Raw genomic sequence first — 23,509 nt, forward strand, 5'->3', positions numbered from 1 at the left:
CGTAGCACGTGTCACTGCTCCACCGACTGCTCACCGGCCGGCTGCGTGGCCTCCAGGGACCGTTCGACGGGCTGGTAGTCGGGATGCTGCGCGCCCCTCTCCAGGAACCGCAGCAGCTCCACCGGGATCGGCAGCACCAGCGTGGAGTTCTTCTCGGCCGCCACCGCCATCACCGTCTGCAGCAGCCGCAGCTGGAGCGCGGAGGGCGCGTCGGCCATCTGGTGCGCGGCCTCGGCCAGCTTCTTGGACGCCTGCAGCTCCGCGTCGGCGTTGATGACCCGGGCCCGCCGCTCGCGGTCGGCCTCGGCCTGCCGGGCCATGGAGCGCTTCATCGTGTCCGGCAGGGACACGTCCTTGATCTCCACACGGTCGATCTGCACGCCCCAGCCCACCGCCGGGCTGTCGATCATCAGCTCCAGGCCCTGGTTGAGCTTCTCGCGGTTGGACAACAGATCGTCCAGATCGCTCTTGCCGATGATCGAGCGCAGGGACGTCTGCGCCATCTGGGAGACCGCGAAACGGTAGTCCTCGACGTTGATGATCGCGGCCGCCGGGTCCACGACCTTGAAGTACACGACCGCGTCGACCCGCACGGTCACGTTGTCGCGGGTGATGCCCTCCTGGGCGGGCACGGGCATCGTCACGATCTGCATGTTGACCTTGCGCAGCCGGTCCACGGCGGGGACGATCAGCTGGAATCCGGGCTGGCGTACATTGCCGCGCAGCCGTCCGAGCCGGAAGACCACCCCGCGTTCGTACTGCTTGACGACCCGCGCGGCAGCCGTGACATACGCCAGTCCCGCCACGCCCACGCCTACAGCCGCACCCACCAGCTCTTCGAGCATGACGACCTCCTCACCGAGAGGTCCGTTCCGCGTGCACCTGTAACGATATGCCCGGTGTTCGGTCCGGGGCCACGGATGGCCCCGGACCAGGTGATACGCCTCGGCGGTCAGCCGCCGCCAGGTGTCATACGGAGGTCATACGCCGGTCAGGGCGCCGTGACCCGTACCGGTTCCGTACCGACCGCGCTGTGGCGTTCGGCCCAGGTCTCCAGGGCCGTACGGCAGGCGTGGTCGAGGTGGTGCAGTCCCGACAGGTCGAGCTCGACCGGGCGGTCCTGGGGCAGGGCCTCCAGGCTGTCGAGGAGCTTCGGCAGCCGCAGGAAGGTCGCGTTGCCCGACAGGTACGCCTGGATGGGTCCGGCGCCCTTGTCTATGATCTCCAGCTTCACATGCGAGGCCTCCCAGGCGGTCTTGACGACCGACAGGGCAAGACCGATCAGCACGCCCTCGAACATGTTCACCGCGACGATGGAGACGGCGGTGACGACGAGGATCAGCGCCTCGCCCTTGTGGGCCCGCCACAGCGTCGCGATCTGCTGGAACGGGATGAGCTTGAAGCCCGCGTGCACCAGGATGCCGGCGAGCGCGGGAATCGGGATCAGCGCCAGGGCCCACGGCATCGCGGCGGCGAACAGCAGCAGCCACACGCCGTGCAGCACCCGCGAGGCCTTGGTCTTCGCGCCGGCGTTGACGTTGGCGGAGCTGCGGACGATCACCGCGGTCATCGGCAGCGCGCCGAGCAGACCGCACAGGGTGTTGCCCGTGCCCTGGGCGATCATCTCCTTGTTGTACTCGGTGCGCGGACCGTCGTGCAGCCGGTCCACGGCCGCCGCGCTGAACAGGCTCTCCGCCGAGGCGATCAGCGCGAAGGCGATGATGGTGCCCCAGATGGCCGGGTTGGCCAGCTCGCCGAAGGCCTCGGCCCCCGGCGGCTGGATGACGCCGAGCAGGCCCTCCACCTGGACGGTGGCGACCGGCAGGCTGAAGGCGAGGGAGGCGACCGTGGCCAGGACCACCGCCGCGAGGGCGCCGGGCACGGACTGCACGGCCTTCGGCATCTTCTTCCACAGCACGATCACGGCGATGGTGCCCGCCCCGATCGCGAGCGAGGTCAGTGCCTCGGTGCTGCCGAGCGCGTCGGCGAACGCCCCGGGCAGCCCCACGAGCTTGCCGATGCCGGAGGACGGCGCCTTCAGGCCCGCGGCCGCGTATATCTGGCCGGCGATGATCACCAGACCGATACCGCAGAGCATGCCCTCGACGACGGATATGGAGATTGCCCTGAACCAGCGACCGATCTTGAGGAAGCCCATGGCGAGCTGGAGCAGACCGGCGAACAGCACGATCACGCCGAGCGTGGCCACCCCGAACTCGCTGACGGCCTCGAAGACCAGCACAGTCAGACCGGCGGCCGGCCCCGACACCTGAAGGCTGCTGCCTCGCATCAGACCGGTGACGAGACCGCCCACGATGCCGGTGACCAGGCCGAGTTCGGCTGGGACGCCGGAGGCGACCGCCACGCCGACGCACAGCGGCACGGCGACCAGGAAGACGACTATGGAGGCGAGGAAGTCCTGCCTCAGATATGGGAACTTGGACAGCATGGTCATCAGTCCCCTCAGAGCTGCGTGAACGTGTCGGATTCCGCGCGGTGTTCCCGCACGATGCCGGTGTGGACCTCGTAGTACCAGCCGTGCAACCGGAGTTCGCCCGATTCCAGGCGCTTGTCGATGCACGGGTACGAGCGCAGCCGATCCAGCTGCGCCAGCACGTGGTTCTGCACCGCCTCGGCGACCGTCGGGTCGCCGGGGTCGGAGCACTTGGGCTCGTCCGCCGCGTGCGCGAGCCAGTCGCGCACGGCCGGAACGGCCGTCAGGTCGTCGTGGCGCACGACCGCGCCGACGGCACCGCAGTGCGAGTGGCCGCAGACCACGACGTGCTTGACTCCGAGCACCTGCACCGCGTACTCGATCGTGGCCGTCTCGCCCGTGGGGGTGGTGGAGGCGTACGGCGGGACGATGTTCCCGGCGGTGCGCAGCTCGAAGAGCTCGCCGGGGCGGGCGCCCGTGATCAGGGCCGGTACGACCCGGGAATCGGAGCAGGTGATGAACAGGACCTGAGGGGACTGCCCTTCGGCCAGTTTGGCGAACTCCTCAGGGCGCTGTCCGAACATGCGGGCGTTGTCGATGAGGGGCTGCATCTGTGGTGACTCCTCCTGGCGCGCTGCAGTGGCGCGTCGGTGTGGTTTTGCATGACAAAGGTGGGGGGGACTGCTCTGCTCTCAGCAGCGGAAGACCTGGAGCGCGGCCGGGGCGTGGGACGTCGACGGTCTCGACGTGCGCTGATGAGCCGCGCCGGGTATGGGCGGCTCGTGCGCGGACGCGGGGTCCCGGGTGAGCAATGGCCGGTCGGGCGCCTGGGGCCCGGAGTCGGCGAGGCGCAGACGCTCCCGCGTGCGTAGCGGTCCGGTCGGGTCCCCTTGGCCCGATGGAGCGCAGAGGCGGGACGTGAGGGTTTCGTCGCGCATCGCCTTCCCGGAGAGCTTGGTTCCGGGGTGGGCTTTGGCCTTTGCCTGACTGACCGTGTGCACGTGTGCGAAGGACGCGGTGGGTGCGAAGAACTGAAGGGCGAGCAGGGCGGCGGCGAGGATCGAAACCAGGGTCCGGGCTGTCGTACCTCGGAACATGCGCCCCCCTTCGGCCAGTCCACACCTCTTGCGTGTACCAACGAATGGTCAATGACCAGTCAAGAAACACCTTAACCTGGCAAAGTTGTTTGCAGGGTTAACTTAGCGTTTCGACCTGAAGAGAGCCTGAAAAAGAGCGGGTCGCTTGGCGCGAACCCGCTCTTGATCAAGGGATGTGGGTGTGTTAACGCGCCTCGACGAGGCCCTTCGCGTCGCGGGCCAGGGCGGTGAGGCGGGAGATCGCGCGGAAGTACTTCTTGCGGTAGCCGCCCTTCAGCATCTCCTCGCTGAACAGCCTGTCGAAGGGCAACCCCGAGGCCAGCACCGGGACTTCACGGTCGTAGAGCCGGTCGGCGAGCACCACCAGGCGCAGCGCGGTCGACTGGTCCGGCACCGGCCGCACATCCGTCAGGCACACCGCCCTGATCCCGTCGGTCAGCGCGCCGTACCGGCTGGGGTGGACGCGGGCCAAGTGGTCCAGCAGGTGCGGGAAGTCGTCGAGCGAGGCGCCCTCGGTGGCGTACGCCGCCTTCGTCACCTGCTCGTCGGAGTAGGGCGCCGGCGCCTCGGGCAGGCCGCGGTGGCGGTAGTCCTCGCCGTCGATGCGCAGGGTGCGGAAGCGGGCCGACAGGCCCTGGATCTCGCGCAGGAAGTCGGCCGCCGCGAAGCGGCCCTCACCGAGCTTGCCCGGGAGGGTGTTTGAGGTGGCGGCGAGTGCGACACCCGCGTCGACGAGCTTGCCGAGCAGGGTGGAGACGAGGACCGTGTCGCCGGGGTCGTCCAGCTCGAACTCGTCGATGCACAGCAGGCGGTGACCGGAGAGGGTCTGGACCGTCTGCTGGAAGCCGAGGGCGCCGACGAGGTTCGTCAGCTCCACGAAGGTGCCGAAGGCCTTCAGGGACGGCTCGGCCGGGGTGGCGTGCCAGAGGGAGGCGAGCAGGTGGGTCTTGCCGACGCCGTAGCCGCCGTCGAGGTACACACCGCGTGGGCCCGCGGGGGTCTTGGGGGCCTTGGCCTTCCCGAATCCGAGGAAGCCGCGCCTGGGCTTTCCGGCGCCGCCGGCGTGCGCGCCGCCGAGTCCGGCCGCGAAGCTCTCCAGGACGTGGACCGCTTCGGTCTGGCTGGGCTGGTCGGGGTCCGGGATGTACGTGCTGAAACGGACCGAGTCGAACCGCGGCGGGGGCACCATTTCGGCCACCAAGCGGTCCGCGGGGACGTGCGGCTCACGGGCGCACAGGGACAGCGGGGTCGCTTCGGCTATCGGGGTCGGACCGGAGGCGGCGGGGGAGGAGGACACGGTTCACCATGCTAAGCGCCGTGCCACACTGCACGATATGCGACGCCTGTTCCCTGTGACCGATGAAACAGCTGAAACCGCAGTGAGGGCCCCCGGCGGTGCTGCCGGGAACGACGGGGTCAAAGGTGCCGAAGAGGGTCTTGGGGAGTGGAGCCTCGCCGAGCTCGCCGCCGCCTACGCCTATCCCGTGCCCGAGCCCGGCGGGCGGCTGCCCTGGTTGCGGGCCAACATGGTGTCCACCCTGGACGGGGCCGCCCAGCACGACGGCCGTTCGCAGCCCATTTCCTGCGCGGCCGACATGCGGATCTTCGGCACCCTGCGGGCACTGGCGGACGTCGTGATCGTCGGCGCTGAAACGGTACGTCAGGAGGGGTACCGTCCGGCCCGCGTGCGGGCGGAGTTCGCGCAGGCGCGTGCGGCGGCCGGGCAGGGGCCCGCGCCGGCCATCGCGGTGGTGAGCGCCGGCCTGGACCTCGACTACGGCCTTCCGCTCTTCACCTCGCCCTCCGTGCCCACCCTGATCCTCACCGGTGCCGCCGCGGCCCCGGACCGGATCGCGGCCGCCGAGAAGGCGGGCGCCCGGGTGGTGATCGCCGGTGACGGCGTCGGCGTGGACCCCGTACGCGCCGTCCAGGCCCTCGCCGAGCTCGGGCACACCCGCCTGCTCACCGAGGGCGGCCCCCGGCTGCTCGGCCAGCTGGTGGCCGCCGAAGTGCTCGACGAGCTCTGTCTGACGATCTCCCCGATGCTCACCGCCGGTGACGCGCAGCGCATCGCCGGAGGGCCCTCGGTGGCGGTGCCGAAACGGTTCGAGCTGGTGTCCTTGCTGGAGGAGGAAGGCTTTCTGTTCGGCCGGTACCGGCGGAGGTGAGACCGGCCCGGAAATGGGTTCTCTTGGTGTCATGGTCCTGAAAACGGCGGAATCTACCGTTCCGTTTAGCTTCCGCCGGGCACACTGAAAGTCGCAGCCCCCGTGCGAGCGCGGGGCAGGATGGTTTCCGCAGAAGGGGCGCCCGGTGTTCACAAGCGTTTTGATGATCGAGAAGGCCCTGACGTCCGCCGACGTGGAGTTCGTCACCACCTTGCACGGGGACGAGCAGGTCTCCTTCCATGTGCTGCTCCAGCCCCGGGGCGAGCAGGCCGACAGGTTGTTGCGCGCCATCGACGACATCGCGCTGGGCGAGCTGGACGAGGCGGTCCGGGAGGGGAAGACGCCCGAGGGCGAGGAAGCGCTGAGCACCGGGCAGCGGGCGCTGGAGGTGTCGCTCACCGCGCTGCGGTCCTCGGGCAGTGAGGCACAGGGGCGGCTGGTCGAGGATCACCCGCTGGATGCGCTGAAGGCCGTGGTCGACGAGGTGGGTGCGGATGAGGTGATCGTGTTGACCGATCCGCACTATGTGGAGGAGTTCTTCCATCGGGACTGGGCGTCGAGGGCCCGGCACAAGGTGGGGGTACCGGTGCTGAAGCTGTTCTCCCACAGCAAGGCGTAGCGCTGCCGCTGGGCTGGGCCGTGGGCGCCGTAGGGGTTCCTGGGTGGTGCCGGCTGCGGGCTGTCCGGGCTGGTCGCGCAGTTCCCCGCGCCCCTTGGGTGGGCACATATCCCGGTGTCCCGAGCGCAGGGCCTGCCTCCTCACCCAATAGGCTGGGGCCTCACCGTCATACCGCAATCTGGGGAGAACACGCATGGCACCCGGCATTCCCACCGCCATGGACCGACCGCACTTCATCGGCATCGGCGGAGCCGGAATGTCGGGGATCGCGAAGATCCTCGCGCAGCGTGGGGCCAAGGTGGCGGGCAGTGATGCCAAGGAGTCCGGGACGGCCCAGGCGCTGCGGGCGCTCGGTGTGACCGTGCACATCGGGCATGCGGCGGAGCACCTCGCCGATGACGCCAGCTGTGTGGTCGTGTCGTCGGCGATCCGGCAGGACAACCCGGAGCTGGCCCGCGCCGTCGAGCTGGGCGTTCCGGTGGTGCACCGCGCCGACGCGCTCGCCTCGCTGATGGACGGACTGCGCCCGATCGCCGTCGCCGGCACGCACGGCAAGACGACCACGACGTCGATGCTGGCCGTCTCGCTGAGCGAGCTGGGCCTGAGGCCGTCGTACGCCATCGGCGGTGACCTGGACGCCCCCGGCTCCAACGCCCTGCACGGCGACGGTGACATCTTCGTCGCCGAGGCGGACGAGTCGGACCGCAGCTTCCACAAGTACGCGCCCGAGGTCGCCATCGTCCTGAACGTCGAGCTCGACCACCACGCCAACTACGCGTCGATGGACGAGATCCACGAGTCCTTCGAGACGTTCGCGGGCCGCATCACCGAGGGCGGCACGCTGGTGATCTCGGCGGACCAGGAGGGGGCGCGGGAGCTGACCCGGCGGGTCACGGCGGGCGATGTGCGGGTGGTGACGTACGGCGAGGCGGAGGACGCCGACGTACGTGTCCTGTCCGTCGTGGCGCAGGGTCTGAAGAGCCGGGTCACCGTCCTGCTGGACGGTCAGGAGCTCACCTTCACGGTCTCGGTCCCCGGCCGGCACTACGCCCTCAACGCGGTGGCCGCCCTCGCGGCGGGCGCGGCGCTCGGTGTCCCGGCCGCCGAGCTGGCCCCGGCGCTGGCCGCCTACACGGGCGTGAAGCGGCGTCTTCAGCTGAAGGGCGAGGCCGCGGGCGTCCAGGTCATCGACTCCTACGCCCACCACCCGACCGAGATGACGGCGGACCTGGAGGCGATGCGCGCCGTCGCCGGCGACGCCCGCATCCTCGTCGCCTACCAGCCCCACCTCTTCTCCCGGACCCAGGAACTGGGCAAGGAGATGGGCGAGGCCCTCGCCCTCGCGGACTCCTCGCTGGTCCTGGACATCTACCCGGCCCGTGAGGACCCGATCCCCGGCGTCACCAGCGAGCTGATCATCGACGCGGCCCGGGCGGCGGGCGCCGAGGTGACGGCGGTGCCCGACAAGAGCGAGGTGCCCGCGCTGATCGCGGGAATGGCGAAGCCCGGTGATCTCGTTCTCACCATGGGCGCGGGCGATGTCACCGACCTGGGCCCGCTCATCCTGGACCGCCTGTCGAAGTGAGGGGCAAGGACTCATGTCGTACGACGTCGAAAAGCCGGACGAGCAGTGGCGCGCGGAGCTGACCCCGGCCGAGTACGCCGTGCTGCGCCAGGCCGCCACGGAGCCCGCCTTCACCGGTGAGTACACCGACACCAGGACGACGGGCGTCTACTCCTGCCGCGCCTGCGGTGCCGAACTCTTCACCTCCACCACCAAGTTCGAGTCCCACTGCGGCTGGCCGTCCTTCTACGACCCGAAGGACACCGACGCGGTTCAGCTCATCGAGGACCGCTCGCACGGCATGGTGCGCACCGAGGTGCGGTGTGCCCGCTGCGGGTCGCACCTCGGGCACGTCTTCGAGGGCGAGGGGTACCCGACGCCGACCGACCAGCGGTACTGCATCAACAGCATCGCGCTGCGCCTGACGCCCGAGGAGGGCTGACAGGCGGGTGCTCCGCCGCGGCGGGGCCCGGGCGCGCTGGCACGGTCCGAGCCGGTGTTCCTAAACTCGTAGGGAGGTCCGGCCCCGGCGGTGTGCTGGTGCGGGAAGGCGGTGGCGTTGGATGCCGTACGTCGCGGTGAGTGCGATCAGCCATCCCGGACTGCTGCGCGAGCGGAACGAGGACAGCCTGGCCGTCGGGCCGTGGACCCTGTGCGCCACCGTGACCGAGAATCCGCAGACCCTGATCTTCCCGCTCGGCACGCCCCTGGTCGTGGCCGTCGCCGACGGCCTCGGCGGGCATCCCGGCGGCGATGTGGCCAGTGCCCTGGTCGTCCGCCGGATCGCCTCGCTCGGGCCCGCCCTGGGCAGCGAGGTCGCCGTCCGGGACGCCCTGAACGCCTGCAACCGGGCGGTGTACCAGGCCGCCGGCGGCGACCGGGGAGGCGAGCTCGCCGCCATGGGGACGACGGTCGCCGGTGTCGTCGTACAGCCCGACTCGCTGCTGGCGTTCAACGTGGGCGACAGCCGGGTCTTCGCCGCCTCCGACGACGGGCTGCGGCAGATCAGCGTCGACGACAGCCCGCCGCACCCGGCCGGGAGCACCACCTCCCTCGTCACCCAGTGCCTGGGCGGCTCGCCCACGTACCGCGCCGTCCTTCCCCATGTCACGGCCGCCTCCCGCGCGCCCGGGGAGCGCTATCTCATCTGCTCGGACGGCCTGACGGACCCGCTGCCGACGGACGTACTGGACGACGTGCTGCGCAAGCACGACGACGGCCGGGCCGCCTTCGAGCTGTGGAAGGCCGCCATCGAGGCGGGTGGGCCGGACAACATCACGCTGGCGGTCGTGCGCGTCGGGGACGAGTGACGGGCGGTCCTCGGCCCGCGGCGGCCCGTCAGGGGACCTTCGGTGACGCCTCGCGAGCGAGAGTGAGCACGAGCCGGGTCGTGGAGTCCACGAGCTCCTCGTCGATGGGGGCGCCGAACACGAGTACCCGGTAGTACAGCGGGCCGAGCAGCAGGTCGGCGAGGTGGCCGAGGGTCCGGTCGTCGACGGCGCGTTCCAGGTCGCGGGCGAGGAGGTCGCGCAGACCCGCCACGTCGCGTTCGCGCTGCTCCTTCAGGAAACCTGCCCGCAGCGCCGCCGCGGTGTCGCTCTCCAACTGCGCGTGGCCCAGGAGCGCTTGGAGAACCCGGCCGGCCGGCGCCTCGAAGAAGTCGGCCACGCGCCGCAGCTGGGCCGCGAGGTTCTCCTCGACGCCGGCGGCTTCGTCCGTCCGCCACTGAAGGGCCTCGCGGGCGTCGTCGGCGAGGGTGTCCAGGAGGATGTCCACCTTCGACTTCCACCAGCGGTAGATGGTCTGCTTGGCGACCCCCGCGCGCTGGGCGATGCCCTCGATGGTCAGACCGGCGAACCCCCGCTCGACGAGGAGGTCGTCCGCGGCGTGCAGCACCGCGAGCCGGACGCTCTCGCTGCGGCGTGGGCCGGTTCGGCTGATGACCGTGGTCGGTTCGGAGTCCGGTCGTGGCTTCCGCGTGGCGCTGATGGTCCCGTCAACCCTTCGAGTCGTGCGTCTCCTGCGATTCTGGCACAGGGGTCCGCCGCCGACCGGCGTGCGGCGGGCCGGAGTCAGGCGGCCTTCCTGCCGGTTCGCACCAGGCTCAGCAGTACGCCGAGGGAGAGCGCGGCGACCACCGCGCTGAACGTCTCACCGGCCGGGCGCAGGCTGGTCCCGCGGATCAGGACGCCGACGCCGATCGCGGGCACCGCGAGCATCGAGTACAGGATGGCGAAGAAGGTGGACACCGACGCGCCGCGGTGCTGGGGAGCGCTGCGCGTGGTGATGCCGCCGATGCCGTGGCCGACGGCGACGCCCGTCGCCAGCCCGTTGACGGCGGCGCCGACGAGGAGGGGGGCGAGGGTGCCGGTGGCCATCGAGAGAGCGATCAGGCCGGCGGCGACGATCAGCCCCGCGCAGGCCGCGGGCAGGGCGGTGGCGGGCCTGAGGGTGCGGACCAGGAGCTGGCCGAAGGCGGTGCAGGCGAAGGCGACGAAGACCACGAGGCCGGTCAGCGCGTGGCTGGACGCGTGCAGCACGGTGCCCAGGAACAGACCGGTCACTGCGGTCAGCACACCGAGCACCGCGAAGCCCGAACCGGCCGCCAACGCGGAGCGCAGGAAGTCCGAGCGGATCTCACCCGGCACGTGCAGCGGCTGGAACTGCGGCGAGAAGCCGGACCGGTGCGCGGAGCTCTCCCCGCTCGCCATGACCCAGAGCAGGCCGATGGCGGCCAGGGCGAGCATCACGACCCAGGGTGTGCGCAGCGGGGAGGGGGTGGCGTCGGCCAGGACGCCGGCCAGCAGCGTGCCGCACGCCAGGCCGCCCATGTTCGCGAACAGCGCGATGGTCGCGGGCTTCACCCGGGCGTGCGGACCGAGCCGTTCCGCGAGGGACGCGGTGGCGGCGCCGGTCACCAGGGCCGCCGACAAGCCGGAGACGACCCGGGCGACGAGCAGGGCCCCGAGGTTCTGGGCGAACAGGAAGACGGCCGCGGCGCACAGGGACAGCAGCATGGCCGCGCTCAGCACGGGGCGGCGTCCCACCTGGTCCGAGAGCCGCCCGAAGAGCAGCAGACCGAGGACGACGCCGAGCGCGTAGACGGCGAAGACCACGGTCACGGTGAAGGGCGTGAAGCCGAACTCCTCGCCGTAGAGCGGGTACAGGGGTGTGGGCGCGGTGGTGCCCGCCATGGTCACCCATAAGGCGAAGGCCACGCCGAACACGGCGAGGCCGCGGCCCTTCGCCTCCTCCGGGGCGCTGGTTCGGTCCTTGGCGCGGACGGTCGGATTCCCCACTGGTGTGCCTCTCGTGAGCTGTTGAAGAAAGAAGACGGAAGACGGAAGACGGAAGACGGAAGACGGAAGACGGAAAACGTGAAGGCGCGAACGCGTAAGACAAGACTTAACGTTGCGTCTAGTCTCTAGCGTAGACGCTACGTCGCGTCTATTCAAAGCCGAGAGGTTCAGAGGATCTTGCGCTGGACCAGGATCGACAACACGAGCGCGCCCGGCAGCAGGGGCACCCAGACCGTCAGCACGCGGTACCCGATGACGGTGGCCGCGGCGAGACCCGTCGGGGCGCCGAAGGCGGCCATCGTGAACACCAGGGCCGCGTCGACGGGGCCGATGCCGCCCGGTGCGGGCACGGCGCCGACCGCCGTGCTGGCGAGGAGGAGGGCCAGGACCACCTGGGTCCAGGACAGCGGCAGGTCCAGCGCGAACCCGACGGAGGCGATGACGCTCGCCTGGAGCAGCGGGGTGGCGGCGGCCCCGCCCCAGAGGGCGAGGACGCGGGCGGGCATGGTGTGCAGCCGGCGTACGTCGGTCAGGGCGGTGCGCACGAAGCGGAGGAGAGGGCGGCGCAGGGGGCGTACCGCTGCCGTGAGGATGCCCGCGGCGGCGAGGGCGCTCGCCACGCCCGCGGCCGCCAGGAGTGACGTCCGCTCGTCCGGGACGAGTTCGCCCAGGTCCAGCAGCTCGGGAAAGGCCACGAGGAAGCCCAGCAGGACCACCGTCTTCGCGATCGGTCTGACCAGCGAGTACAGGGCGAGGGAGGCCGTGGCCCGGGCCAGGGGTATGCCGCGGCCCTGCAGGAAGCGCAGGGTGACGGCGTGGGCGCCGATGCTCGCCGGCAGCACGTGGTTGGCGGCGCCGGCGGCGAACTGGGACGCGAGCAGCAGGCCCGGCGGCAGCCGCTCCGGTACGGCTCCCTGGCGGGCGCAGGCGGCGGCCACCCAGCCCATACAGGTGAAGAAGAGGCCGGCCAGCAGCCACCAGGGGTCGGCGGAGGCGAGCCGGGCGGCCCCGTCCCGGAACGCCCGCCAGTCGGCCGCCGCCCAGGCGCCGATCAGCAGGAGCGGGAGGAGGGGGAGCGCGTGGCGGGCGAGGCGGGCGGGGGAGAGCCGGGAGCGGACAGGGGCCGGGGAGGGCGCAGGCGCAGGGGTGGGAGCGGAGGGGAGTGGTCCGGCGAGGTCGCCGAGCGGGAGCAGGGACACGGCGCGGGTCGTCCTTCCGTGTCGCGCCCTGCGCGGGCGCGGGGCGGACGGCTACAGGGCGAGCAGGAGGGGACGACGGCAAGGTGCCCGCCCGGTGTGACGCCCCGGTGTCCGGAACCCGAAGGGCCGTCGGCGAGCGGGCGACGCGCCCGGCGTCCCGCCGTGGGGCGGCAGGCGGGGCACCGGTCGGGGCGTGGAGGCGAGGGCGCCCAGGGCGCGATGCCGCTTCCCGTCAGGTCGCGCGGAAGGTGCCCGTGCCGGGAGCCGTCCCGGTGCCGTGCGGGCGCCCGAGCGGCCAGGCTGCGGGGGTGCGTCCGGGCGGCCAGGCTGCGGGGGTGCGTCCGGGCGGCCCGGCTGCGGCCGTGCGCCCGGGCTCACCTCGAAGCCCGCACCGCCGCCTCCGGGGCGGCCCGCATCCAGTGGTTCTCCGTGCTCCAGCCCAGGAAGCGCCGGGCGCGGCCCTCGTCCGCCGTGCCGTCGGTCTCGAAGGCGCCGCCCTCGGCGACCAGGATCAGGCCGGCCAGGGCGGGGGCCAGCCGGATCGCGACAGGGGCGGGGTGGCGGGCCGTCTCCTCCTCCAGGCCGGAGAGGACCCGCCGCTGTTCGTCGGGCCGGCACAGGGACAGGTGGAACAGCATCTGGCGCCAGGCGTACGCCGCGTCCTTGATGGTGGCCAGGGGACGCGGGTTGCCGTGGACACGGGCCGTCAGACGGCACACCGTGACGAAGCAGCGGTGGGCCAGGTCGGCCCAGCCGGGCCGCGGGGCGATGCCGGCCCGGTGGACCAGGGTGGCGAGGTTGTGCGTGGTCAGGATCTGCGCCTGCTCGATCACCTTGCCGTTGGCCGCCACCGACCAGGACCGGGACGCCGGTGCCGTCCCCGCCCGCTCGGCGCACAGCTTCGCGAAGCCGGGTGAGGTGCGGGCGCCGTACGAGCGGCTCAGGGCCGCGCCCGTCTCGGTGATCGCGAGGTTGCGGATCGCGGCGTAGTCGATGCCGTAGTAGCGCTCGTACAGCGTGCCGCCGAGCAGTTCGCCCGCGATCCGCGCCGCCGTGAGGAACTTCGGGCTGAACGTGCCCATGAAGATGTCGGCGGCCAGCTCCTCGACAAGGGGTGCCCCGAGGTCGGCCTGGCGGGCCAGCACGCCGAGTTCACGGACGAGCGGGTTGGGCAATATCGTGCCCGGGAAGGCCTGCACGGCCAGCTCGCCCAGCTGCCGCAGCACGGCGAGCGTGCCCTCGCCGTCCGCCTTGCCGACCACCGCGGCGCGCTGCCCTGCCACCGCCCGCACCCAGGGCAGTTCCTCGACGCGCACCTGCCGCTCCAGATCGAGCAGGAGCAGCGAACGGCGGTTTCGGAACGCCCGGTAGTTCGCGGCCATCAGCGCCCGCAGCGCGTCGTCGCGGTACGCCTGCGCGGTGGTGGCGGCGACCAGCTGCGGCACCAGCTCGGCCAGGACCTCGGCGGACGGGACGACGCCCCGCTCGACGAGCGTGCCGATCGGCGCGCTCAGCGCGGACTCGACGACCTGCCGGATCGCGGGCGGTACGGCCGCCCCGGCGGGCAGGCCGGTCTCCCGGCTCTCCTGCCGGGTCACCGGTGAGACGAGCGGGCCGACCTCGGCGATGCCCGTGTCCTGCGGGAGCCCGGCCAGCCGGCGCAGCACCAGCTGGGCCAGGGCGTGGTGGGAGGGCAGCGCCGCCTGCTCGGCCTGGCGGCGGCGCAGGGCCGTGTGCGATGCGGAGCCGGGCAGGCCGCGCCGCCGCACCATGGACGCCACCGCGTGCCGCAGCAGGCCGAGCCGGCGCGCGTCCAGCGGCCGTCCGGCGACGGTCTCCTCCAGCGCGCCGCGCAGCACGGCCAGGTTCTCCTTGGGGTTGCGGTGCTTGGTGCAGCGGGTGTGCGCCGCGGCCAGCAGCCGGTAGCGGTCCAGGAGGGCGGCGCCGCGTGTCAACCAGTCGGCGTCCGGGGTGAGTTCGAGCACCCGTCCGTCCCGCGCCGTCTCCAGCCAGTGGCCGAGCAGCTCGTCGCCGAACGGCTGCCATACGGCGAGTGCCTCGCGCTGGGTCTCCACGGCGGCGTTGGGCCGTCGGCGGATCAGGGTGTCGACGGTGTCGGAGACGGTCAGCCGATGGACCGGCCCGGTGGCATCCGGGGCGGCGGTGGCAGCGGCGGCCGTGGCGGGCTCGTCCGCCGGACGGGGCAGGAAGCGCAGCCGGTCGGCGAACGGTTCCAGCTCCGCCGCGAGGTCCAGCGCCCCGTCCGTCCTGCCGTGCCGCACCAGCCAGGCCACGGTCAGCAGCGCGGCCTCCTCGGGCACGGCGACGTCGTAGCGGCCGCTGTCCAGCAGCCCCCACAGCCAGGAGAGCCCGGACTCGGTGAGGCAGTGGGCGAACAGCGCCCGCCGCTCGGCCGGCACCCCGAAGTCCCGCGCGGCCCGCGTCTCGTACGGCTGCAACGGGCCGCCCGCGCCCGGGGTTCCGGTGGCGAAGCCGCCGCGCACCACCTCGGGGGTCACCCACGCCGGAAGCCCCGCCACCGGCGTGCGCGAACCGATCGTCAGCCGGCCGGCGGCCATTCCCGCGAGCACGGCCCGCCAGCGCTGCCCGCGCTCCTCGGCCCGGCGCCGGGTGTCGGCGTCCGCATGGGTGAGCGCCGTGGTGAAGGCCTTGGCCGACTGGGCCGCCGCATAGGACGGGGCCGCGGTGAGGGGCTGCTGCTCAGCGTTGTCGTTCATAAGCCGACGTGGCAGGTTCCGCCCCTGCGCCCTCCGGGTCCCGAGCCCGGTGCTCTGCTGCTGAGCTACACGTCGAGGCCGACGTGGCAGGTGCTGCCCCTGCGCCCTCCGGGTGTACAGCCCGGTGCTCTGCTGCTGAGCTACACGTCGACGACCGCCGACGGTATGAGGGGCACGGGCGGCCCTACAACCCGTTTTCCCGGGAGTGAATCGCTGATCCACCGGAAGGTTGACTTTCGGCTGATCGAGCCAGAGCATTGCCGGGGTGAGCCACTTCGAGCATGTGCCGCTCCCGTCGACCGCACTCCCCGTCGACCTGGACGAAGCCGCCCACCGCTGTCTGGTCGCCGGGTTCGACGGGGCCACGAGCGTGCCGGACACCCTCAAGCAGCTCATCGACCGCGGCCTCGGCGGGGTCATCCTGTTCACCCGCAACATCCGCGACGCGCGGCAGGTGCGCCGCCTCACCGACGAGCTGCGGGCCATACGCCCGGACCTCCTCGTCGCCATCGACAACGAAGGCGGCGGCATCGGCCACCTGGCCGGCGCCGGCGCACCCGACGTCCCCGGCTCCTACGCCCTCGGCGTCGCCGACGACCCCAACCTCACCGCCCGCTGCGCCGACGCGCTGGCCGGCCACCTGGCCACCCTCGGCATCACCGCCTCCTACGCCCCCGTCGCCGACCTCCAGCACCGGCCGGACAACCCCATCGTGCGCACCCGCTCCTTCGGCGCCGACCCCGAGCTCGCCGCCCGCCATCTGCGCGCCTGGATCACCGCCACCGAGGCCCGCTCCATCGCCTCCTGCGCCAAGCACTTCCCCGGCCACGGCGGCACGGTCACCGACAGCCACCACGAGACGGCCGTCGACCCACGGCCGTACGACGAACTGCGCACCGACCTCGAACCGTTCCGCGCCGCGATCGCCGCGGGCGTGCCGATGCTGATGAGCGCCCATGTCGTCTTCCCGGCCCTCGACCCCAACCGGCCCGCCACGCTCAGCCGCCGCATCCTGGGCGATCTGCTCCGCCACGACCTCGGCTTCGACGGCGTCCTCGTCAGCGACGCGCTGGAGATGAAGGCGATCGCCGACCGGTACGGCGAGGCGGCCGGGGCGCGCATCGCGCTCGCCGCGGGCGCGGACCAGGTCATCGTCGCCGTGGCAGACCTGGACGTCACCCTGGCCTGCCGGGACGCGGTGCTGGACGCGCTGCGGACCGGCGTCCTCGCCCAGGAACGCGTCGAGGAGGCCGCCGGGCGGGTGCGGCGGCTCGCCGAGCGCTATGCGACCCCGCCCGGCGAGGTCGCCGGCTGGGACGCGGAGGCCGGTCTCACGGCCGCGCGCCGGGCCGTACGCAGCCGGGGCGTGCCGTCCGCCGTGCGCGGCGCCCATGTCGTCGACCTGTCCCCGGCGCCGCATCCCGCGCTCAACTGGGGCGGCGAGGACCTGCTGACCGAGGTGCGCGCCGTCGACCCCACGGCGACGGGGACGGCGGTGACCGGGGAGTGCGCGGACCCGGACGCCCTCGTCGAGGGGATCGTGCGCCGGTGCGGGGACGCACCCCTGGTCGTCGCCACGTGCGACGCCGGACTGCATCCCTGGCAGGCGCGGCTGCGGGACGCCCTGTCGGCCCGGCGCCCGGACGCGCTGCGGCTGGACACGGGACTGCCGGAGGGCGGCGCGCTGTGCTCGTACGGGCGCGGACGGGCCAACCTGCGGGCGGTCGCCGAGGTGCTGGCGGGCGTCTGAGGAGCGGCGCGCTCCGTACGGTTGGGGAGCGGCGCTCAGGACGGCCGTACGACCTCCTTGATCCCCCGCGCCGCCAGATACCGCGCGTCCCCCGCCGCCGCGGCCAGGACCACCGCCGGGCGGACCCCTTCCGTCCGCATCCGCATCCACGCCTCGAAGAACGCGCCGCCCGGACCGGACACCGACCGCGTGCCCGGCGCGCAGTCCAGGACCAGGGCGGTCTCGCGCGGCGGGGCGCGGTGCGGTCCCTGACGCAGGTCGGCGACGGCCTCTGCGAGGGCGGCGGCGATCGGCTTGGGGCGGCCGGACGAGTCGAACAGGCCCAGCGTGTACTCCAGTTCCGGGAAGTCGGCCAGGGAGCGGTCCACATCGTGGGAGCACCACCAGGTCACGCCCCACAGCCCCGGGCAGTCGGCCGCGTTCCGTACGGTGGCCCGCGCGAAGTCCGGCGCGTCGGCGGCCGGAATGTGCGGTTCGGGCGCGCCCGTCTCCTGGACCCAGACCGGGCGCGCCGGGTCGGTGGCGTACGCCTTGGCCAGCTCGGTGCCGTACTCGGCGAGGTGCAGGACCTGCGGGGAGCGGGGGCCGTAGCGGCGGGCGCAGTCGCCGGAGAACACCCAGGGGTGGACGGTGGTCAGATCGCCCTTGCGGGCCGAGGCCTCGGGGGTGAAGGGGTGGTCGTCGCCGTACCAGGCGGCGTCGTACGCGGAGTGCGTGACCAGGCCGCCGCCCTCGCCGAGTCCGTCCCGGGCGGCGGCCAGCAGGGTGTCGAGGTAGTGGTCGACCTCGTCCGCCGTCACCGGGTTGTGCTCGACCAGGTTGTTGAGCTCGTTGCCGAGCTGGAGACCGATCAGGTGGGGGCGGCCCGCGAGGGCGCGGCCCAGTGTGCGCAGGAGGGTGGCCTGGGCGTCGATGGCCTCCGCGTCCGTGAAGACGTTGCGGTGGTGCCAGCTGCGGGTCCACTCCGGGTAGAAGTCGAAGCTCGACAGATGGCCCTGCACGCCGTCCACGAGGACGTCGAGACCGGCCTCGCCGGCCAGGTCGACCAGATGCGCCAGCTGGTCGACGGCGGCCGTGCGGACGACGGCGCGGTTCGGCTGGAGCAGCGGCCAGAGGTGGAAGACACGGACGTGGTCGAGGCCGAGACCGGCGATCTGGTCCAGGTCCGCACGCGCGCGTGCCGGGTCGAAGTCGTGCCAGGAGTGGAACCAGCCGTGGCGGGGCGTGTAGTTGACGCCGAAGCGGAGCGGGTGGATGGGATCCTCCTCGGGTCCGGCCCTGCTTTCGGTCAGGGCCTGGCTCTTGTCCACCGCGAATGTATCAACCACCATGGTCGCCAATGAATAGTGATTTGAACCAAGCTTTGGCTGGGCGGGAACCGGCGTACGTCGTCGGCCTGGACGCCGGCGGCACCCGCACCCGCGCCGTCCTGGCGCCGGTGCGCCCCGGAGAACCGGAGGGCGAAGGCGTCGGAGGGCCGGGCAACGCCCTGACCGTGCCCGGCCCCCAGCTCACCGAGCACCTCGTCGAGGCCCTCGCGCAGGCCGTGCCGGAAGGGCTGCGCAGCCGTGTCGCGTCCGTGGCCGGCGGGTTCGCGGGCGCCTCGCGGACCGCCCCGGACGAGCCGGGCCGGATCAAGGCACACGCCGCCCTCACCCTCGCCCTGCGGCGGCTCGGCATCGACGCCGCGTCGGTGGAGATCCACAGCGACATCGAGGCCGCGTTCGCCTCCGCGCCCGGCTGCCCCGCCGACGGACTCGCGCTGGTGGCCGGCACCGGCGCGGTCGCGGCGCGCATCACCGCCCGTGCCTGCACCGCCACCGCCGGCGGCGACGGCTGGCTGCTCGGCGACGACGGCGGCGGCTTCTGGATCGGGCGCGAGGCGGTACGGGTGGCGCTGCGCATGGCGGACGGACGGGGCGGGCCGACGGCGCTGGCCGCGTCGGTCGGGCAGGCGCTGGGCGTGCCGGAGGACGTACTGCCGGGAGACCTTCCGGGTACGTACGACGAGCAGTTGTGGACGCGGGCCCGGCGCGAGGCTTACCGCATGCACCTGCTCCCGGCCGTCATGGCCGCGCCGCCGGTCCGCCTGGCCCGGTTCGCGCCGCTCGTCGCCGAGGCCGCCCGGCGCCAGGACGCCGTCGCCGCGCGGATCCTCGCGTCGGCCGCCGACCACCTCGCCGGCACCGTCCGCGCCCTCGCACCCCGGCCCGGTGAGCGCGTGGTCGCGACCGGCGGCCTGCTCGGCCCCGACGGCCCGCTCACCGAGCCCCTCACCGCCCGGCTCCAGCCCCTCGGACTCACCCTCGACTGGGTGCCGGACGGCTCTTGGGGAGCGGTGGCGCTGGCCCGCCTCGCCCTCTGAACGCCGCACCAAGTGCTCACACGAAAGGGACCGGCCGTATGCCGACTCCGGAACCCGCGGCCACCGAGGCCGAGCCCCAGCTCCTCGCCGAGCGCGGCAGTCACGACGGCCGTCCCCACGACAACCACCCCCGCCACGACCGCCCCCACCACGGCCCCGACCCGCTCTACCGCGACCCCACCGCCCCCGTCGACGCCCGCGTCAGCGACCTGCTGCCCCGCATGACCCTGCGCGAGAAGATCGGCCAGCTCAACCAGCGGATGTACGGCTGGAACGCCTACCGCCGCACCCCCGACGGCGGCTTCCAACTCACCGAGGCCCTGTACGCCGAGACCGACCGCTTCGAGGGCCTCGGCGCCCTCTACGGCCTCCAGCGCGCCGACGCCTGGTCCGGCGTCGACCACACGAACGGACCCGGCGCGGAGGACGGCGCGGCCCTCGCCGAGCTGGTGCAGCGGCATGTCGTCGAGCGCAGCCGGCTCGGCATACCGGCGCTGTTCGTCGAGGAGGTGCCGCACGGCCACATGGCCCTGGACGGCACGGTCCTGCCCGTCAACCTGGCCGTCGGCGCGACCTGGGACCCGCAGCTGTACGAGTGCGCCGCCGCCACGGCCGCGGCCGAACTGCGGGCCCGCGGCGGCCATGTCGCCCTCGTCTCGGCGCTCGACATCGCCCGCGACCCCCGCTGGGGCCGCACCGAGGAGTGCTTCGGTGAGGACCCGTACCTGGCGGCCTGCTTCACGGAAGCCGTCGTACGGGGCATGCAGGGCGAGCCCGGCGAGTACTTCGCCGCCGACAAGGCCCCCGTCGTCCTCAAGCACTTCGCCGGACAGGCCGCCACCATCGGCGGCCGCAACTCCGCCGAGTCCGAGCTCGGACTCCGCGAACTCCACGAGATCCATCTGCCCGCCGCCCGGGCCGGCGTCCGGGCCGGGGCCGCCGCCGTCATGGCCGCCTACAACGAGGTCGACGGGATGCCCTGCGCCGGCAACAGGGCCCTGCTCACCGAACTGCTCAGGGACCGCTGGGGCTTCGAGGGGCTGGTCATGGCCGACGGCCTCGCCGTGGACCGGCTGGCCCGTATCACCGGCGACAAGGTGTCCGCGGGCGCTCTCGCGCTGAACGCCGGTGTCGATCTGAGCCTGTGGGACGAGGGCTTCACCCACCTGGAGGAGGCGGTCGAGCGGGGGCTGGTGGCCGAGGATGCTCTCGACACCGCCGTGGCCCGGGTCCTGCGGCTGAAGTTCCGGCTGGGGCTGTTCGACCGGCAGGGCCCGACACCGCCGCCCTTCCCGGCCGGGGGCAGGGAAGTGAGCACTCGCGTCGCCCGGGGCGCGGTCACCCTCCTCCACAACGACGGCGGGGTCCTGCCCGTGCCGGCGGCCGTCTTCCGGATCGCCGTCCTCGGGCCCCAGTCCGCCACCACCGCCCACCAGTCGGGCGACTACACGGCCCCGCAGCGCCCCGGCACGGGGACGAGCGTGCTCGACGGGCTGCGGCGCCTCGCCCCGCCCGGTGTCGACATCCGGCACGCCCCGGGCTGCGCGCTCACCGGCGACGACCTCTCCGGCATCCCCGAGGCGGTCGCCGCGGCCGCCGCCTCCGACCTGGCGGTGCTCGTGCTGGGCGGATCCAGCGCCCGTACGCCCGACACGGAGTTCGACGCCAACGGGGCCGCCCGCAGTGCCGTTTCGCACATGACCTGCGGCGAGGGCGCCGACCTGGCCGGACTGCGGCTCGGCAGGGCCCAGTACGCCCTGCTGGACGCCGTCACCGCGACCGGCACGCCCACGGCGGTCGTCGTGGTCCAGGGCCGCCCGCACGCCGTCCCCGAGGCGGCGGACCGCGCGGGCGCGCTGCTCACCGCCTGGTACCCGGGTCCATGGGGCGGCGAGGCGATCGCCGAGGTCCTCCTCGGGCACACCGACCCGACCGGCCGCCTGTCCGTCTCGGTCCCCCGCTCGGCGGACCGACTCCCCGTGTACTACAACCACAAGGAGACGGAGTACGGCGGCTATGTGGACGGCAGCGCCGAGCCGCTGTACGGATTCGGGCACGGGCTGTCGTACACGAGCTTCACGTACGGGCCGCCGCGGCTGGACGGGGACACCGTCCGTGTCGACGTCACCAACACCGGGCAGCGGTACGGCCGTACCGTCGCGCAGCTGTACATCCGGCGGCTGCGGACCCCCGTCTGGCCCCGCGCCCTCGAACTGCGGGGGTTCCGGGCCGTCGGGCTCGCGCCGGGCGAGACGCGCACGGTCGTCTTTTCCCGGCCCGCCACCGACGCCGGGACCACGGTGGAGGCCCGCGTCGCCGAGTCGGCGCGGGCCGCGCTGACCGCCGTACCGACTCAGAGCTTCACGGCACCGGACGAGACGCCCCTGTAGAACCACCGCTGTGTGATCACGAACAGCACCAGCACCGGAATCACCGAGATCACCGACCCCGCCATCACCAGCCGCTGGTCGTAGCCGAACGACGACGTCTGGAGGCGGGCCAGACCCAGCGTCAGCGTGAAGTGCTCCTCGGAGCGCAGCACGATCAGCGGCCAGAGGAAGTCGTCCCAGGCGCTGATGAAGGTGTTGATGGTGACGACCAGGATCGCGCCGTACGCGGAGGGCAGGTACAGATACCGGAACCGCTTCCACTCGCCCGCACCGTCCAGCATCGCCGCGTCCTCGACCTCGCGGGGCACGGCGAGGAACGCGGCCCGCATGATGAGGACGTTGATCGCGGCGACGAAGCCGGGCAGCCAGACGCCGACGAGGTGGTCGACCAGGCCCAGGTCCCGGATGCTGAGGAACAGCGACACCATGATCGACTCGAAGGGGAACATCATGGACGCCATCAGCAGCACCCACACCAGCTTGCGGCCCTTCCAGCCGGGCTTGGAGAGCATGTAGCCGGCCATGGTGGAGAAGGCGAGCTGGCTGGCGATCGAGATGACCGCGACGAACAGGCTGTTCCTGATGTACGTCCACACCGGGACCTGCTCGAACACCTCCCGGTAGGCCCGCAGGGTCGGGTGGTGCGGGATCAGGGAGGCGCCCGCGCCGAAGACGTCCTCGCCCGCGCCCTTGAGGGACGACAGCACCTGCCACAGCAGGGGGCCGACGGTGATGAACAGGACGAAGACCAACAGCGTGTAGCGGAGGACGAGTTCGCGGGGGCGGCCGTAGTCGCGCCAGCGGGGCAGCAGGCGGCGGCGTTTCATGGGGACCGGCGCGGTCGTCATGCCTCGTCCTCCTTCGTCAGGCGCTGGGCGAGCAGCGTGAGGCCCAGGGTGAGTGCGAACAGGGCGACGCTGACCGCCGCGCCGTAGCCGGCGTTGCCGGTGAGCGGGTCGAGGCCGACGTCCCGGATGTAGAAGGGGAGGGTGCGGTCGGCGCCGCCGGGGCCGCCGGTGGAGCCGCCGAGCATGTAGATCTCGGTGAAGACGCGCAGCGAGCCGATGCCCGTCAGGGTGCCGACCAGCATCATCGACTGGCGTACGCCGGGCACGGTGACGTGCCAGAAGCGGCGGACCGCGCCGGCGCCGTCCACCGCGGCCGCCTCGTGCAGTTCCCTGGGCACGTTCCCGAGCGCGGCCAGGTAGAAGATCATGTACCAGCCGAGGCCCTTCCACAGCGTCAGGCCCATCGCCGACAGCAGGATCAGCCACGAGTCGGACAGGAAGGGGATGGCGTCCCGGATGAGGTGCGCCTTCTGCAGCCAGGTGTTGACCAGGCCCTGGTCGCTCAGCAGCCACTGCCAGCTCAGGCCGACGACCACGCTGGAGGCGAGGACCGGGGTGTAGAAGGCGGAGCGGAAGAAGCCGATGCCCGGGAGGTTCTTCTCCACGAGGATGGCCAGCAGCAGGGGCAGCAGCACCATCAGCGGGACCACGATCAGCGCGTACAGCAGGCTGTTGCGGGTGGCCAGCCAGAAGTCGGAGTCGGAGAGCATCCGCCTGTAGTTGGCGAGGCCCACCACGTCGTACGCGCCGCCGAGCGGCTTGGCGTCGGTGAAGGACACCAGGATCGTGTTGAGGAACGGGAACACCCCGAAGACCGTCGTGCCGACGATCGCCGGGAGCATCCACAGCCAGGGCAGCCACCAGCGGCGGTAGAGCGCCGCGCCCCCCGCGTCCGCCGTCGGGCCGGGCGTGACGGCGCTCAGTGCGCGGCGCAGCGGCCCCTGCGGCGGTGGCGCGGGGGAGGCGCCGGGGCGCGGGGCGCCCGCCCCCGGGGGAGCGGGGACGGGCGCCTTGTCCAGTGCGGTGTGCTGGGTCATC

General features: G+C 72.7%; 20 protein-coding genes and 2 tRNA genes. 8 read left to right on the forward strand and 14 right to left on the reverse strand.

Annotated features, from left to right (window positions below; all coding sequences use genetic code 11):
* Window positions 1–11: 11 nt before the first annotated feature.
* The 5 genes from AQI70_RS15020 to zapE form a co-directional block, all read right to left on the reverse strand.
* Window positions 12–845, reverse strand: a complete 834-nt coding sequence (locus AQI70_RS15020; protein ID WP_062149108.1) for a slipin family protein — start codon at window positions 843–845, stop codon at window positions 12–14.
* Between the two features lie 146 nt (window positions 846–991).
* Window positions 992–2,455: a SulP family inorganic anion transporter gene (locus AQI70_RS15025; protein ID WP_062149111.1), complete on the reverse strand. Its 1,464-nt coding sequence runs from the start codon at window positions 2,453–2,455 to the stop codon at window positions 992–994.
* Between the two features lie 8 nt (window positions 2,456–2,463).
* Window positions 2,464–3,045 carry a carbonic anhydrase gene (locus AQI70_RS15030; RefSeq protein WP_062149114.1) on the reverse strand — a complete coding sequence of 194 codons (582 nt, stop codon included), beginning with the start codon at window positions 3,043–3,045 and terminating at the stop codon, window positions 2,464–2,466.
* A gap of 81 nt (window positions 3,046–3,126) precedes the next feature.
* On the reverse strand, window positions 3,127–3,531 hold the full coding sequence (locus AQI70_RS15035; RefSeq protein WP_062149118.1) for a hypothetical protein: 405 nt from the start codon (window positions 3,529–3,531) through the stop codon (window positions 3,127–3,129).
* A gap of 184 nt (window positions 3,532–3,715) precedes the next feature.
* Window positions 3,716–4,828: a cell division protein ZapE gene (gene zapE, locus AQI70_RS15040; protein WP_062149121.1), complete on the reverse strand. Its 1,113-nt coding sequence runs from the start codon at window positions 4,826–4,828 to the stop codon at window positions 3,716–3,718.
* Window positions 4,829–4,865: 37 nt separating this feature from the next.
* Between zapE and AQI70_RS15045 the strand changes: the two genes are divergently transcribed.
* The 5 genes from AQI70_RS15045 (at window position 4,866) to AQI70_RS15065 (ending at window position 9,192) form a co-directional block, all read left to right on the forward strand.
* On the forward strand, window positions 4,866–5,699 hold the full coding sequence (locus AQI70_RS15045) for a pyrimidine reductase family protein (RefSeq protein ID WP_062149123.1): 834 nt from the start codon (window positions 4,866–4,868) through the stop codon (window positions 5,697–5,699).
* 145 nt (window positions 5,700–5,844) lie between these two features.
* Entirely contained in the window at window positions 5,845–6,318 is a 474-nt protein-coding gene (locus tag AQI70_RS15050; RefSeq protein WP_208607366.1) for an indole-3-glycerol phosphate synthase, read from the forward strand.
* Between the two features lie 193 nt (window positions 6,319–6,511).
* On the forward strand, window positions 6,512–7,903 hold the full coding sequence (gene murC, locus AQI70_RS15055) for a UDP-N-acetylmuramate--L-alanine ligase (protein WP_062149129.1): 1,392 nt from the start codon (window positions 6,512–6,514) through the stop codon (window positions 7,901–7,903).
* A gap of 13 nt (window positions 7,904–7,916) precedes the next feature.
* On the forward strand, window positions 7,917–8,324 hold the full coding sequence (gene msrB / locus AQI70_RS15060; RefSeq protein ID WP_062149132.1) for a peptide-methionine (R)-S-oxide reductase MsrB: 408 nt from the start codon (window positions 7,917–7,919) through the stop codon (window positions 8,322–8,324).
* A 121-nt stretch (window positions 8,325–8,445) separates the two neighbouring features.
* Entirely contained in the window at window positions 8,446–9,192 is a 747-nt protein-coding gene (locus tag AQI70_RS15065) for a PP2C family protein-serine/threonine phosphatase (protein WP_062149135.1), read from the forward strand.
* A 28-nt stretch (window positions 9,193–9,220) separates the two neighbouring features.
* Here AQI70_RS15065 and AQI70_RS15070 read toward each other — a convergent pair whose 3' ends face one another.
* The 6 genes from AQI70_RS15070 to AQI70_RS39150 all read right to left on the reverse strand — a co-directional run bounded on the left by AQI70_RS15070 (window position 9,221) and on the right by AQI70_RS39150 (window position 15,268).
* The gene (locus tag AQI70_RS15070; RefSeq protein WP_079051309.1) at window positions 9,221–9,778 is read right to left on the reverse strand and encodes a TetR/AcrR family transcriptional regulator; all 558 of its coding nucleotides are present in this window, start codon (window positions 9,776–9,778) and stop codon (window positions 9,221–9,223) included.
* A gap of 176 nt (window positions 9,779–9,954) precedes the next feature.
* The gene (locus tag AQI70_RS15075; RefSeq protein WP_244181635.1) at window positions 9,955–11,181 is read right to left on the reverse strand and encodes an MFS transporter; all 1,227 of its coding nucleotides are present in this window, start codon (window positions 11,179–11,181) and stop codon (window positions 9,955–9,957) included.
* A gap of 167 nt (window positions 11,182–11,348) precedes the next feature.
* Complete coding sequence (locus AQI70_RS15080) at window positions 11,349–12,380, reverse strand: lysylphosphatidylglycerol synthase transmembrane domain-containing protein (protein ID WP_062149141.1); 1,032 nt, start codon at window positions 12,378–12,380, stop codon at window positions 11,349–11,351.
* Between the two features lie 374 nt (window positions 12,381–12,754).
* The gene (locus AQI70_RS15085; protein ID WP_062149144.1) at window positions 12,755–15,118 is read right to left on the reverse strand and encodes a serine/threonine-protein kinase; all 2,364 of its coding nucleotides are present in this window, start codon (window positions 15,116–15,118) and stop codon (window positions 12,755–12,757) included.
* Window positions 15,119–15,121: 3 nt separating this feature from the next.
* Window positions 15,122–15,193, reverse strand: a tRNA-Pro gene (locus tag AQI70_RS15090).
* Between the two features lie 3 nt (window positions 15,194–15,196).
* Window positions 15,197–15,268 (reverse strand) — tRNA-Tyr (locus AQI70_RS39150).
* Between the two features lie 115 nt (window positions 15,269–15,383).
* Here AQI70_RS39150 and AQI70_RS15095 point away from each other — a divergent pair.
* Window positions 15,384–16,868 (forward strand): glycoside hydrolase family 3 N-terminal domain-containing protein, encoded by a 1,485-nt coding sequence (locus AQI70_RS15095; protein ID WP_062149147.1) that lies wholly within the window; start codon window positions 15,384–15,386, stop codon window positions 16,866–16,868.
* Between the two features lie 35 nt (window positions 16,869–16,903).
* Here the strand turns inward: AQI70_RS15095 and AQI70_RS15100 are convergent, their stop codons facing one another.
* Window positions 16,904–18,199 (reverse strand): glycoside hydrolase 5 family protein, encoded by a 1,296-nt coding sequence (locus AQI70_RS15100; RefSeq protein ID WP_062149150.1) that lies wholly within the window; start codon window positions 18,197–18,199, stop codon window positions 16,904–16,906.
* Window positions 18,200–18,207: 8 nt separating this feature from the next.
* On the opposite strand from AQI70_RS15100, the gene AQI70_RS15105 reads away from it, so the two are divergent.
* Both AQI70_RS15105 and AQI70_RS15110 read left to right on the forward strand, forming a co-directional pair.
* Entirely contained in the window at window positions 18,208–19,233 is a 1,026-nt protein-coding gene (locus AQI70_RS15105) for an N-acetylglucosamine kinase (protein WP_062149153.1), read from the forward strand.
* 221 nt (window positions 19,234–19,454) lie between these two features.
* Entirely contained in the window at window positions 19,455–21,623 is a 2,169-nt protein-coding gene (locus tag AQI70_RS15110; protein WP_062150057.1) for a glycoside hydrolase family 3 N-terminal domain-containing protein, read from the forward strand.
* Here the strand turns inward: AQI70_RS15110 and AQI70_RS15115 are convergent.
* Window positions 21,587–22,471 (reverse strand): carbohydrate ABC transporter permease, encoded by an 885-nt coding sequence (locus AQI70_RS15115; RefSeq protein WP_062149156.1) that lies wholly within the window; start codon window positions 22,469–22,471, stop codon window positions 21,587–21,589. The genes AQI70_RS15110 and AQI70_RS15115 overlap by 37 nt on opposite strands.
* Window positions 22,468–23,508 (reverse strand): carbohydrate ABC transporter permease, encoded by a 1,041-nt coding sequence (locus tag AQI70_RS15120; protein WP_107116992.1) that lies wholly within the window; start codon window positions 23,506–23,508, stop codon window positions 22,468–22,470. The genes AQI70_RS15115 and AQI70_RS15120 overlap by 4 nt, the downstream gene beginning before the upstream one ends.
* Window position 23,509 lies beyond the last annotated feature (1 nt).

This window comes from Streptomyces curacoi (assembly GCF_001513975.1).
GTDB lineage: Bacteria > Actinomycetota > Actinomycetes > Streptomycetales > Streptomycetaceae > Streptomyces > Streptomyces curacoi.